The following is a 12,313-nucleotide window of genomic DNA, read 5'->3' on the forward strand; positions in this document are numbered from 1 at the left end:
CGCATCGCGGGCCTGTTTTTCGTTCGGCTGACAGGATTACACTCGGCCTTAAAATGACGTGCCGGCGCCGTTCGTCCCGTTTAACTCAGGCTATGGGCTTTGGCCTTGGTGGTGAAATGAATCAGCCGCCGGTGGACGCCTGATTTCTCAGTCCCAATCCTTGAACTTCCAGGATTTGAGTTTCCACGGCGTCAGCGTCTCGATGCGCCACTGCCGCCACCGGTCCGGCGGCCAATGACTGAGATGCGAGGTTTCCTTGACCTCGGGCGCGACCACGCGTGGCATGATCCGGCGCCGGGTCTGGCGCGTCGCCTCGCTGATCATATCGACGAAAACAGGCTTGTCGGCCACGGCTTGCTCCTCGCGAAACGCCTCGCTCTCAAGCCACCTAGCCTGCTCCCAACACCTTAACGACTTCCTTCGACAATGCTTCGAGGTTGAGGCAAGGGCGCTACCGCCACTCCCTGATGTCGACGAAATGTCCGGCGATCGCCGCCGCCGCCGCCATCGCCGGCGACACCAGGTGGGTGCGGCCCTTGAAGCCCTGGCGGCCCTCGAAATTGCGGTTCGAGGTCGAGGCGCAGCGTTCTTCCGGCGCCAGCTTGTCGGGATTCATCGCCAGGCACATCGAGCAACCCGGCTCGCGCCATTCGAATCCGGCCTTGATGAAAATCTTGTCGAGGCCTTCGGCTTCCGCCTGCTCCTTCACGATGCCGGAACCCGGCACGATCATCGCATTGAGGTTGCCGTTGACGGTGTGCCCCTCGACCACCCTCGCCGCGGCGCGCAGATCCTCGATCCGGCCGTTGGTGCAGGAGCCAATGAAAACGCGGTCGAGCTTGATGTCGGTGATCTTGGTCCCGGCCTTCAGGCCCATGTACTTCAGCGCGCGATGTTTCGAGAGCCGTTTGGCCTCATCCGCGATCTGGTCAGGATCGGGCACCACGCCTGATATCGACACCACGTCTTCGGGCGAAGTTCCCCAGGTCACGATCGGCGGCAGCTTTGCAGCATCGAGCCTGATCTCGTGATCGAAATGCGCGCCCTCGTCGGAGCGCAGCGTCTCCCAGTAGCGCATCGCGGCGTCCCAGATCTCGCCCTTCGGCGACATCGGACGGCCCTTGAGGAATTCGAACGCCTTTTGGTCGGGCGCGATCAGGCCGGCGCGGGCGCCGCCCTCGATCGACATGTTGCAGACTGTCATGCGGCCTTCCATTGACAGCGCGCGGATCGCGTCGCCGGCATATTCCAGCACATAGCCGGTGCCGCCGGCGGTGCCGATCTCGCCGATGATCGCCAGAATGATGTCCTTGCCGGTGACGCCGTCGGGCAATTGCCCGTCGACGTTGACGCGCATGTTTTTTGCCTTCTTCTGGATCAGGGTTTGCGTCGCCAGGACATGCTCGACCTCTGACGTGCCGATGCCGTGCGCCAGCGCGCCGAACGCGCCGTGCGTGGAGGTGTGGCTATCGCCACAGACGATGGTGGTGCCGGGCAGCGTAAAGCCCTGCTCGGGGCCGATGACGTGCACGATACCCTGACGCCTGTCGAATTCGTTGTAATATTCGATGCCGAACTCTTTGGCGTTCTCCGCCATCACGCGCATCTGCTCGATGCTTTCCGGATCCGGATTGGGCTTGGAGCGGTCCGTGGTCGGGATGTTGTGATCGACCACGGCCAGCGTCTTCTCCGGGGCGTGAACCTTGCGGCCGGTGGCGCGCAGGCCTTCAAAGGCCTGCGGCGAGGTCACCTCATGAACCAGATGCCGGTCGATATAGAGCAGGCAGGTGCCGTCATCGGCCTCGTGAACCAGGTGATCGTTCCAGATTTTGTCGTACAGCGTGGTGGGTTTGGACATGAGCGCGAGCCCTTAAAGAGAATTGCTGGAGCAGGTGAGCGCGGATACGCGCGAACACGATGAAACGTCAGCGCGGCATCAAAGCGCGCGCGCGAGCCCTGACGTCGCCGAGGTCGTGAACCGTCCGAAGAAGCGGCCAGGCAACCGGCGATGATCGTCGATCACGATCGGCGCGGCGAACTGGCAGGCGATGCTGGTCTGATCCGGAACCATTTCAATTTTCTAGCACAGAGCTGGCCATCGCGACAATCAATCGATGTGCCGCGGAGATAGATAGGCATGGCGCAGCAAAAAAGCGCGGGCAAGCCCGCGCTTTTCGATCAACTTTACTGCAGCCGGAACTACTCGCCGACGGCGGCGGCCTGCGGGCGGTCCGTCTTCTTCTCGACGATACGGGCCGACTTGCCGCGGAGATTGCGCAGGTAATAAAGCTTGGCGCGGCGCACCTTGCCGCGGCGCACCAGCTTGATCGAGTCGATCATCGGCGACATCACCGGGAATACCCGTTCCACGCCTTCGCCGTAGGAGATCTTGCGAACCGTGAAGCTCTCGTTGAGCCCGCCGCCGGAACGCCCGATGCAGACGCCCTCATAGGCCTGCACGCGCGAGCGGTCGCCTTCGACCACCTTGACGTTGACGATCACGGTATCGCCCGGTCCGAAGTCCGGAATTTCCTTGCCGGCGGACAATTTGTCGAATTGCTCTTTTTCGAGCTCTTGAATGAGGTTCATCGCAAAATCTCCATCGGCGGCGCGCCCCAGCCTGCTGACCGCGGGCTGCGCGAACGTCCATCTATCCTGCCATTGCGCGGATTTCGCGCTCCTATACGGCAAAGGCGAAGCGTTGTCACCCTTCCGTCGTGTTTTTTGGGCGCTTTTGGCCCGAAGTCCTGGCCGCCCAGAGATCGGGCCGCCGCGCCCGGGTCAGCGCCTCGGCCTCGGCCCGGCGCCAGGCCGCGACCCGGGCGTGATCGCCGGACAAGAGAGTTTCCGGGATCGGCCGGCCCTCGAACTCCTGCGGACGGGTATATTGCGGGTATTCCAGCAACCCTTCCGAAAAGCTCTCATCCGCGCTGGAAGCCAGCTTGCCCATCACACCCGGCAATAGCCTGACGCAGGCGTCGATCAGCGCCAGGGCCGGGATTTCACCGCCCGACAGCACGTAATCACCGATCGAGACCTCCTCAAGCCCGCGGGCCGCGATCACCCGCTGATCGACGCCCTCGAACCGGCCGCAGATGATCAGGGGGCCGGGTCCAGCGGCGAGTTCCGTCACCAAGGACTGGGTCAATGGCCGACCCCGCGGGCTCATCAACAGGCGCGGGCGGTCCGGTGCTATTTCCGCCGCATCGATGGCGGAGGCCAGCACGTCGGCGCGGAGCACCATGCCGGGGCCCCCGCCGGCCGGGGTATCGTCGACGCTGCGGTGACGGTCGGTGGCGGAGTCCCTGATATCGCGCGCCTCCAGGGCCCACAGGCCAGTTGCCAGCGCCTTGCCGGCGAGGCTGACGCCAAGCGGCCCCGGGAACATCTCGGGGAACAGGGTCAGGACGGTGGTGCGCCAAGTCATGGCATAGATGTACCCGAATCTTCAGGGGTGTCGCCCTCGATCTCCGCGGGCAATTCGATCACCACGCGTCCGGCTGCGAGATCCACTGATGGCACCACCGCATTGGTGAACGGCAGCAGCATGGTTGCGCCGTGGGGAGGTGCGATTTCGATGATGTCACCGGCGCCGAAATTGTGGATTGCGATGACGCGGCCGAGCGGTTCATTGGCGGCATTGACGGCGGTGAGCCCGATCAGGTCGGCGTGATAATATTCGTCGTCATCGGTCGCCGGCAGTTTTTCGCGTGCGACATACAGTTCGATGCCGTTGAGGCGCTCGGCATCCTCTCGCGTCGCGATGCCTTTCAGCGTCGCGACCAAATGGCCCTTGGCCTCGCGGGCATTTGCGACTTCGAACGAGCGCGCGCCGTCTTTGGTGGCGAGCGCGCCGTACTGCATCACGGCCAGCGGGTCTTCCGTAAAAGTCCACAGCTTGACCGCGCCGCGCACCCCGTGCGCGGCGCCGATCCGGGCGATGCAGATTTTTGCCGCCATCGCCGTGCGCCGGCGCGCTTACTTCTTGGCGGCGGCAGCAGCGGCCGAGGCGGCGGAGGCGGCAGCTTCGGCATTGGCCTTGCGCTCCTTGCGCGGCACCGCCTTTTCCGGATTGCTGCGCGCGGCGCGCTTGGCCACGCCGGCGGCATCGAGGAAACGCGACACCCGATCCGACGGCTGGGCGCCCTTGCCGAGCCAGGCCTTGACCTTGTCCATATCGAGCTTCAGCCGCGCCTCGTTGTCCTTCGGCAGCAGCGGGTTGAAATGGCCAAGGCGCTCGATGAAGCGGCCGTCGCGCGGAAAGCGCGAATCGGCGACGACGACGTGATAGACCGGGCGCTTCTTGGTGCCTGCGCGAGCAAGGCGGATAACGACTGACATTTGGTTCTCCTGGGAGGGTTTGATCGATTGTTGAATTAATTCGTCATTCCGGGGTGCGTCGAAGACGCGAACCCGGAATCTCGAGATTCCCCGATGTGCAATTGCACATCTGAGGTCTGGTCCTGCGGACCATCCCGGAATGACGAGTGGAACGAGGTGCAAACTTTTCTCACTTCTTCTTCCCCAATCCGGGGAAGCCGCCGAGGCCCGGCAGGTTCGGCTTGCCGCTGAGACCCGTGAGGCCCGGCAAGTTCGGCAATCCCGAGCGCAGGCCGGCGGGAAGGTCCTTCGGCAGCGCGGGCATTCCCCCACCCTGCGGCGCGCCGCCCGGTGCTTTTTCCGCCAGCGCCTTCATCTGCTCCGGCGACGGCATGCCGCCGCCAAAGCCCATCGCCTGCGCGATGCCGGCCATCGGGCCGCGCTTGCCGGAGCCCATGGCCTTCATCATGTCGGCCATGTTCCGGTGCATCTTCAGGAGCTTGTTGACCTCCTCGACCTTGAGGCCGGCGCCGGCGGCGATCCGCTTCTTGCGGCTGGCTTTGAGGATCTCGGGGTTCTTGCGCTCCTGCCGGGTCATCGAATCGATCACCGCGACCTGACGCTTCAAAACCTTGTCGTCGAGCCCGGCATTGGCGATCTGGTTTTTCATTTTCGCAATGCCGGGCATCATGCCCATCAGCCCGCTGATGCCGCCCATGCTGGACATCTGCAAAAGTTGCTCGCGCATGTCGGACAGGTCGAACTGACCCTTGCGCATCTTCTCGGCGACGCGCGCGGCCTTTTCGGCGTCGATATTCGCGGCGGCCTTCTCGACCAGCGAGACCACGTCGCCCATGCCGAGAATGCGGCCCGCGATCCGGCTGGGGTGAAAATCCTCCAGCGCATCGGTCCTTTCACCGGTGCCGATCAGCTTGATCGGCTTGCCCGTGACCGCGCGCATCGACAGCGCGGCGCCGCCGCGGCCGTCGCCGTCGACCCGCGTCAGCACGATGCCGGTGAGGCCGACGCGCTCGTCGAACGACCGTGCCAGATTGACCGCATCCTGACCGGTCAGGGAGTCCGCGACCAGCAGCACTTCATGCGGATTGGCGGCGGCTTTAATGTCGGCGGCTTCCGCCATCATCTCTTCGTCGAGCGTGGTACGCCCGGCGGTATCGAGCAGCACCACGTCGTAGCCGCCGAGTTTTGCAGCTTCCAGCGCGCGCCTGGCAATCTGCGCGGGCTTCTGGCCGGCGACAACAGGCAAGGTCTGGATGTCGAGGTCGCGCCCGAGCACCGCGAGTTGCTCCATCGCCGCCGGGCGATAGATATCGAGCGAAGCCATCAGCACCTTGCGCTTGTCGCGCTGTGTCAGGCGTCGGGCGAGTTTGGCGGTGGTGGTGGTCTTGCCGGAGCCCTGCAGGCCGACCATCATGATCGCGACCGGCGGCACCGCGTTGAGATCGAGGGTCTGGCCGTCGGAGCCGAGCGTGGCGATCAGTTCGTCATGAACGATCTTCACCACCATCTGGCCGGGGGTCACCGACTTGACCACGGTGGCGCCGATCGCCTGCTCGCGGACTTTTTCGGTAAAGCTTCTGACCACGTCGAGCGAGACGTCGGCTTCCAGCAGCGCGCGGCGCACCTCGCGCATCGCGGCGTCGACGTCGGCTTCGGTCAGCGACCCGCGCCGCGTCAGCCGATCGAGAATGCCACCAAGCTTTTCCGACAGATTGTCGAACACTTTGTTCTTCCTGTTGCCTCACCCTGAGGAGCAGGCGCAGCCTGCGTCTCGAAGGGTGGTTACTTTCTCGTAAACCCATCCTTCGAGACGCCGCTTCGCGGCTCCTCAGGATGAGGCCTTTATTTTTCTGTCATCACCCGCTTTCGCTGACGATGACGACCTATGATCGTCGCAGTCGTCGACAAGCCGACCTTCCAAACACTTTTGCGCCCGAGGGCGCATCGCGCTGTCGGGCGTTGACCTCCGGCCTCGAGGGCCGGGCGGCGGGTCGAAAAGAACGTCTTTCCGATGATTGCGGGCGTTAAACCCCCGCAAGCGCCGAAAGTCAAGGAAATCGCGGCGAAATGGCATTTTCGTGAAGCCGGACGATCGCGCGCCCCCTTGCCGAAGCACATGTTTTTGGGGCCAATCCGGCCATGAAGACATATTCCGGTCCCCCCTCCGATCATTTCGACGGCGAGCATTTTTTCGATCCCGACGGCGTGCCGCCGAAATCGCTTCGGGACGTGCTGCGCTGGCAGTTTGGCTCCGACCGGAAGCGCGTGGCGTGGCCGGCATGGGTGCCGAGCCCGCATGCCGACACCCCGCCGGCGCGCGTCAACGGCGAGAAGGTGCGGCTGTCGTTCGTCGGCCACGCCAGCTGGCTCATGCAAACAGCCGGCCTGAACATTCTGGTCGATCCGGTGTGGTCGATGCGGGCGTCGCCGGTCGGCTGGGCCGGCCCGAAGCGTCACAACGACCCCGGGATTGCGTTCGACGCGCTGCCTCCGATCGACGTCGTGCTGGTGTCGCACGGCCATTACGATCACCTGGACATCGCGACGCTCTCAAAGCTGGCCGCAAAGTTCTCTCCTCGCGTGATCACGCCGCTCGGCAACGAGGTCACCATGCGCAGCGCCGACGATGCCATCCGCGCCGGGGCATTCGACTGGCACGACCGCGTCGAACTCGGCGACGGCGTCGCGGTGACGCTGGTGCCGACGCGGCACTGGTCGGCGCGCGGTCTCTTCGACCGCAACAAGGTGCTGTGGGCGAGTTTTGTGCTGGAGACGCCGGCGGGCAAGATCTACATCGTCTGCGATTCCGGCTACGGCGAGGGGCGGCATTTCCGCCGGGTCGCGGAGGCATATGGGCCGTTGCGGCTGGCGATCCTCCCGATCGGCGCCTATGAGCCGCGCTGGTTCATGAAGGACCAGCACATGAACCCCTCCGATGCCGTCAAGGCACTGGCCGATTGCGGCGCGGAGCGGGCGCTGGCGCATCACCACGGCACGTTTCAGCTGACCGACGAGGCGATCGACGCGCCGGTCAGCGCATTACATGCCGCGCTCGATGAAGCCGGGGTTCCGCGTGAGCGCTTTGTCGCGCTCAAGCCGGGGCAGGCGGTGGAGATATGAACTCGCCCCACTTGTGTCCCTCATGCTGAGGAGGCGCTTTAGCGCCGTCTCGAAGCACGGGGACATCTCCATCCTTCGAGACGCGCGCCAACAGCGCGCTCCTCAGGATGAGGTCGAGCGCTTGGCTGGAAAGATCATTGCCCCGCCTGCTTGATGGACCAGGACACGCTCACGTTAACCTCGAGCGTCTCTTCGCCCTGCGCCACCGGCGTTGGCGACGCGGCCATCCCTACCGCCATCCTGCGATAGAAGGGTATCGGACCGGGCGAGCCCCCTTCCGTGATGCTGAGCGGCGCGCCGAGCGTGACGCCGGTCGCCCTGGCGTAAATCTCGGCCTTGCGCCGGGCGTCGGCTACCGCCTGTTCGCGGGCGTCATCGAGGAGTTTCGACGCGTTGGACACGGTGAAATTGATGCCGCCGATGTCGGTTGCGCCCGCGGCCACCAGCATGTCGATGGTGCTTGCGACCTTGAGGACGTCGTGCAGCCGGATCGTGACGCGATTGCTGGCGCGGTAGCTGACGATGGCGGGCGGGCCGTTCGGGCGGTTCGGCGCATACTCCGGCTGCAGCGACAGCCGCGAGGTCTGGATATCCTTCTGGTCGATGTCGGCGGCCTTCAAGGCCAGCAACACCTTGCCCATCACCGCGTTGTTGGCCTCGGAGGCCTCGCGCGCGGACTTGGCTTGCGAGGTGACGCCGGCATCGATCTGGGCCAGATCGGGCGGCGCCGATACGCTGGCTTCGCCCGACACGGAGATCATCGCCGGCGGCACGGTCTGCGCCAGCGCCGGCGCGGCCAGTAGCGTGCCTGCCGCGATGACACCGGCCAGCGCCGGGTGATGCTTCGTCAGCCTCACTTCAGCGGCACATAAACGTTGATCACCAGCTTGTCTTCCTCCGTTTTCAAGGGGTCGGTGATGTACTCCTCGATGAAGGTGTCCTTGGCCTCCAGCTTCTTGTCGTCGAGGTGGTTGGTGATGGCCTCATAGGTGTTGTCCATATTGTCGTAGGAGCCGCGATGGACGAACTTCAGCGCCTTGCCGTCGGGCGATTTGCCCATGCTCATGTCCTTGGTCAAATTCTTCGGCTCCTGGTCGACCGGGATTTCCGCCAGATAGGTGAAGCCGGTGTCGTCGGTGGCCGTGTAGACGATCATCGCATTGCCTGATGGCTTGATGTCCTGCTTGTCGAGCAATCCCGACAGCGACTTGAACGAATCGATCAGGGTGTCGAACGCCGAATCCCAGTTGGCGGTGCCCCTGAGGATGACAACCGTTTTCGGCGCCAGCGTGATTTGCTCGCCGAACGGATCGGCGATCTGAACCGAAGCCGCCGGCGGCGCGATCGGGGTTTGCGCGGCTGAGGGAATGTCCGCCGGCGATTTGGTTTCGGCCGGCGGCGGCGCAGGGGTCGCGGACGGAGCGGGGGCCGGCGTCGCCGGCGCACTTGCCGCGGGCGGTGCCGGCGGCGTTTGCGCCAGGGCGCCGCCAAGGCTTAACGAAATCGCGGCTGCCGGGACCAGCGCCACCATGGCAAGGCGGAAACAGCTGATAAAATTCATTCGGTATTCTCCTTGAACCCATCGGTGGTCTCGGCTCGCCCAAGTGTCCCCGTTTCACGCCGCCGGACGGGTGACGAACCGGTACCATGCTAACACGCAAGGCCCGCGTTCGTCCCATGACAGATATATCAGGGGCGTTGCTGCCCAGGGAGAGCCGCGACACAGATTTGCCGCAACACTGGTCAACCCGCCGTCAACAGCCATATAAGACGGGTACCAGCCGGGAAGATTTCATGAGCGCGCTCGCCAATCATGCATTTGCCAAGATGAACGGCATCGGCAACGAAATCGTCGTGGTCGATCTGCGCGATTCGCCGGCGCTCGTCACATCGGAGGAAGCCCGCGCCGTAGCCTCTCCCGCTGGCGTGCATTACGACCAGCTGATGGTGCTGCAGCCGCCGCGGCTCAAGGGCACCGAGGCCTTCGTTCGCATCTACAACAATGACGGCTCGGAAGCCGCCGCCTGCGGCAACGGCATGCGCTGCGTGGCGCGGCGGCTGTTCGAGGACACCGGCCAGACCGCGGCCACCTTCGAGACCAGGGCCGGGCTTTTGAATTGCTGGCAGGGTCCGTCGGGCGATCTCTACACGGTCGACATGGGCCCGCCGAAATTCGGCTGGCGGGATATTCCGCTGTCGGAGGAGTTTCGCGACACCCGCTCGATCGAGTTGCAGATCGGCCCGATCGACGCGCCGGTGCTGCACACCCCGTCGGTGGTCAGCATGGGCAACCCGCACGCGATCTTCTGGGTCGATGACGTCGATGCCTACGACCTCGCCCGCTTCGGGCCGTTGCTGGAAAATCACCCGATTTTTCCGGAGCGCGCCAACATCACGCTCGCCCATATCGTCAATCGCGATCACATCACGATCCGCACCTGGGAGCGCGGCGCGGGATTGACAAAGGCCTGCGGCTCGGCGGCCTGCGCAACCGCGGTGGCGGCGGCGCGGCTCAAGCGCGCCCATCGCACGGTCAACATGACGCTGCCCGGCGGCGAACTCCTGATCGAATGGCGCGAGGGTGACGACCACGTGCTGATGTCGGGGACGGCGACCTTCGAATACGAGGGGCGATTCGACCCCGCGCTGTTTGCATCCGTCGCGTAAGATGAGCGTCGAAGTCGTCACCTTCGGCTGCCGCCTCAACGCCTTCGAATCCGAGGTGATCGCCCATGAGGCGGAGAACGCCGGCCTGATTGACACCATCGTCATCAACAGCTGCGCGGTCACCAACGAGGCGGTGGCGCAGGCGCGGCAATCGATCCGCCGGCTGAAGCGCGAACGGCCGGACGCGCGCATTGTCGTCACCGGCTGCGCGGCGCAGACCCAAGCCCGGATGTTCGCCGACATGGCCGAGGTCGATCGCGTGGTGGGCAATGACGACAAGATGCGGAGTGAGGCCTGGCGCAATGCGCGCGTCGCATTCGATGCGGCGCCGGCCTTCGGCATCGACGGAAGCGAAAAGATCGCGGTCGCCGACATCATGGCCGTGAAGGAAATGGCGCCGCATCTGCTGGAGGGTTTTCAGAAAGGCCTGCCGCGGGTGTTCGTGCAGGTGCAGAACGGCTGCGACCACCGCTGCACCTTCTGCATCATCCCCTACGGCCGCGGCAATTCGCGCTCGGTACCGATGGGCGCGGTGGTCGACCAGGTCCGCGCACTGGTAGAGCGCGGCCATGCCGAGATCGTGCTGACCGGGGTCGATCTCACCAGCTACGGCGCGGATCTGCCGGGCGCGCCGAAACTCGGCCAACTGACAAAACAAATCCTGCGGCACGTGCCGGAACTGCAGCGGTTACGGATCTCGTCCATCGATCAGGTCGAGGTCGATCGCGATCTGCTCGACGTGATCGCCGATGAGCAGCGGTTGATGCCGCATCTGCATCTGTCGCTGCAATCCGGCGACGATCTGATCCTGAAGCGGATGAAGCGGCGGCATTGCCGCGCCGACGCGGTTGATTTTTGCGCGCAGGTGCGGCGGCTGCGGCCGGAGATCGCGTTCGGCGCCGATATCATCGCGGGCTTTCCGACCGAGTCGGAGGAAATGTTCGCGCGCTCGCAGGACATGGTCGAGGAGTGCGATCTCACCTTCCTGCACGTGTTTCCGTATTCACCGCGTCCCGGCACGCCGGCGGCGCGGATGCCGCAGGTCAATGGTACCGTGATCAGGGAACGTGCGAAGCGATTGCGGACCACGGGCGAGGCCGCGCTGCAGCGGCGGCTGGGATCCGAGATCGGCGCGACGCGCGAAGTTCTGATCGAAAGCGCCGTCCAGGGCCGCACCGAACATTTTATGCCGGTAACGATATCGGGTGAGACGCCCGGCGCGGTGCGGACGCTAACGATTGCCGGCCATGATGGTGCGCGGTTGACGGTGTGAGGGCCTTCTCCACCTCGCCCCGCTCTTGTCCGCCGAAGCCCGCCTTCGGGCGAAGGCGGATGCGGGGAGAGGTCGCCCGGCGAAGCGCAGTGAAGTCGGGCGGGTGAGGGGGAGCCGCCGCGAGTGCGGTCGCTGAAACACGGCTCCTTCAACCGTCATGCCCGGGCTTGTCCCGGGCATCCACGTCTTCGCCCAACGTGCAATTTAGACGTGGATGGCCGGGACAAGCCCGGCCATGACGATGTTGTAACATGCCACGCGCACGAATTGCTTTCCTCACATCGTTCTGGCCGTCTTCAGTCCCAATAGCTGTCTCGACCGCCCGCATCGGGAATTTCGAGATCTTGCCGTTCGCGGTTATGGGAAATTTGATGATCAACGAATGCCGGTGATTTGCCCGGCGGGTCAAATTCTCCTTGTGATCGCGACGGCCCCGAAGAAAAACGCGCGCCCGACGGGCTAGATTTGGTGTGATTTGCCCTGTCCAGCCCCATAGCGAAAAATATTCTGGTTTTCCGAAGACGCAAGGCGCCCTATATCATCAGCCATCCCGGCCCGCAGAGGGGCGTATCATGATCGTCACGAAACGTTGGGCATGGGATGCGGTGGACGCGGCAGCGTCAGGCGTGAAACGTGATGCAGGGCGGGCCTTCGGGCCTGTGAGCGATCAAACGGCGCGCTGACGAATGATGTTGTTCGCGTACGGCAAAAGCGTGTGGTCCTGACGCCTCAAGGTTGGCGTCAAGTCCCGCGGAGGCGAAGCCGGCCCAACCGGGCGCAGGCCAGCCATATCCGCGGGGCGACGGTGACAAACAAGTCCTGATCGCCGGGGAGAGCTCGCCATAAGCCGTAAAGCCATTGCGCAGGGAATGTCGGATTGCCTCCGCTGACCTGTATGCTCGTGTGCGTTTT

The 12,313-nt window shown here is 64.4% G+C and carries 13 protein-coding genes; 3 read left to right on the forward strand and 10 right to left on the reverse strand.

Features of this window, described 5'->3' with window-relative positions; translation table 11 throughout:
- Positions 1-147: 147 nt before the first annotated feature.
- From B5527_RS42045 to ffh, 8 genes are all read right to left on the reverse strand, one after another.
- Positions 148-351, reverse strand: coding sequence for a hypothetical protein (locus tag B5527_RS42045; protein WP_079606745.1), 204 nt, complete (start codon positions 349-351; stop codon positions 148-150).
- Positions 352-451: 100 nt separating this feature from the next.
- A complete protein-coding gene (gene leuC / locus B5527_RS42050; protein WP_079606746.1) occupies positions 452-1,858 on the reverse strand; it encodes a 3-isopropylmalate dehydratase large subunit in 1,407 nt (468 codons plus the stop codon).
- Positions 1,859-1,936: 78 nt separating this feature from the next.
- Positions 1,937-2,071, reverse strand: a complete 135-nt coding sequence (locus B5527_RS47270; RefSeq protein ID WP_276329302.1) for a hypothetical protein — start codon at positions 2,069-2,071, stop codon at positions 1,937-1,939.
- Positions 2,072-2,199: 128 nt separating this feature from the next.
- Complete coding sequence (rplS, locus tag B5527_RS42055; RefSeq protein ID WP_079606747.1) at positions 2,200-2,589, reverse strand: 50S ribosomal protein L19; 390 nt, start codon at positions 2,587-2,589, stop codon at positions 2,200-2,202.
- A gap of 115 nt (positions 2,590-2,704) precedes the next feature.
- Positions 2,705-3,427, reverse strand: a complete 723-nt coding sequence (trmD, locus tag B5527_RS42060; RefSeq protein ID WP_079606748.1) for a tRNA (guanosine(37)-N1)-methyltransferase TrmD — start codon at positions 3,425-3,427, stop codon at positions 2,705-2,707.
- Positions 3,424-3,960, reverse strand: a complete 537-nt coding sequence (rimM, locus tag B5527_RS42065) for a ribosome maturation factor RimM (RefSeq protein WP_079606749.1) — start codon at positions 3,958-3,960, stop codon at positions 3,424-3,426. The genes trmD and rimM overlap by 4 nt, the downstream gene beginning before the upstream one ends.
- Positions 3,961-3,978: 18 nt before the next feature.
- Positions 3,979-4,341 carry a 30S ribosomal protein S16 gene (rpsP, locus tag B5527_RS42070; RefSeq protein ID WP_079606750.1) on the reverse strand — a complete coding sequence of 121 codons (363 nt, stop codon included), beginning with the start codon at positions 4,339-4,341 and terminating at the stop codon, positions 3,979-3,981.
- A gap of 169 nt (positions 4,342-4,510) precedes the next feature.
- A complete protein-coding gene (gene ffh / locus B5527_RS42075; protein ID WP_079606751.1) occupies positions 4,511-6,064 on the reverse strand; it encodes a signal recognition particle protein in 1,554 nt (517 codons plus the stop codon).
- 416 nt (positions 6,065-6,480) lie between these two features.
- On the opposite strand from ffh, the gene B5527_RS42080 reads away from it, so the two are divergent.
- Positions 6,481-7,461 carry an MBL fold metallo-hydrolase gene (locus tag B5527_RS42080; RefSeq protein WP_079606752.1) on the forward strand — a complete coding sequence of 327 codons (981 nt, stop codon included), beginning with the start codon at positions 6,481-6,483 and terminating at the stop codon, positions 7,459-7,461.
- Positions 7,462-7,595: 134 nt separating this feature from the next.
- Here the strand turns inward: B5527_RS42080 and B5527_RS42085 are convergent, their stop codons facing one another.
- Complete coding sequence (locus tag B5527_RS42085; RefSeq protein WP_245332441.1) at positions 7,596-8,318, reverse strand: SIMPL domain-containing protein; 723 nt, start codon at positions 8,316-8,318, stop codon at positions 7,596-7,598.
- Positions 8,315-9,022, reverse strand: a complete 708-nt coding sequence (locus B5527_RS42090) for a GyrI-like domain-containing protein (protein WP_079606753.1) — start codon at positions 9,020-9,022, stop codon at positions 8,315-8,317. Before B5527_RS42090 ends, B5527_RS42085 begins: the two co-directional genes overlap by 4 nt.
- A gap of 233 nt (positions 9,023-9,255) precedes the next feature.
- Between B5527_RS42090 and dapF the strand changes: the two genes are divergently transcribed.
- Positions 9,256-10,128, forward strand: coding sequence for a diaminopimelate epimerase (gene dapF, locus B5527_RS42095; protein ID WP_079606754.1), 873 nt, complete (start codon positions 9,256-9,258; stop codon positions 10,126-10,128).
- A 1-nt stretch (position 10,129) separates the two neighbouring features.
- Positions 10,130-11,401 carry a tRNA (N(6)-L-threonylcarbamoyladenosine(37)-C(2))-methylthiotransferase MtaB gene (gene mtaB / locus B5527_RS42100; protein WP_079606755.1) on the forward strand — a complete coding sequence of 424 codons (1,272 nt, stop codon included), beginning with the start codon at positions 10,130-10,132 and terminating at the stop codon, positions 11,399-11,401.
- Positions 11,402-12,313: the final 912 nt, after the last annotated feature.

Source organism: Bradyrhizobium erythrophlei (genome assembly GCF_900129425.1).
GTDB lineage: Bacteria > Pseudomonadota > Alphaproteobacteria > Rhizobiales > Xanthobacteraceae > Bradyrhizobium > Bradyrhizobium erythrophlei_C.

Coding starts and splice junctions, on each gene's coding strand:
- trmD (WP_079606748.1), bottom strand. CDS start 3,427: ATGACTTGGCGCACCACCGTCCTGACCCTGTTCCCCGAGATGTTCCCG.
- leuC (WP_079606746.1), bottom strand. CDS start 1,858: ATGTCCAAACCCACCACGCTGTACGACAAAATCTGGAACGATCACCTG.
- B5527_RS42080 (WP_079606752.1), top strand. CDS start 6,481: ATGAAGACATATTCCGGTCCCCCCTCCGATCATTTCGACGGCGAGCAT.
- dapF (WP_079606754.1), top strand. CDS start 9,256: ATGAGCGCGCTCGCCAATCATGCATTTGCCAAGATGAACGGCATCGGC.
- rpsP (WP_079606750.1), bottom strand. CDS start 4,341: ATGTCAGTCGTTATCCGCCTTGCTCGCGCAGGCACCAAGAAGCGCCCG.
- mtaB (WP_079606755.1), top strand. CDS start 10,130: ATGAGCGTCGAAGTCGTCACCTTCGGCTGCCGCCTCAACGCCTTCGAA.
- rimM (WP_079606749.1), bottom strand. CDS start 3,960: ATGGCGGCAAAAATCTGCATCGCCCGGATCGGCGCCGCGCACGGGGTG.
- B5527_RS47270 (WP_276329302.1), bottom strand. CDS start 2,071: ATGGTTCCGGATCAGACCAGCATCGCCTGCCAGTTCGCCGCGCCGATC.
- B5527_RS42090 (WP_079606753.1), bottom strand. CDS start 9,022: ATGAATTTTATCAGCTGTTTCCGCCTTGCCATGGTGGCGCTGGTCCCG.
- rplS (WP_079606747.1), bottom strand. CDS start 2,589: ATGAACCTCATTCAAGAGCTCGAAAAAGAGCAATTCGACAAATTGTCC.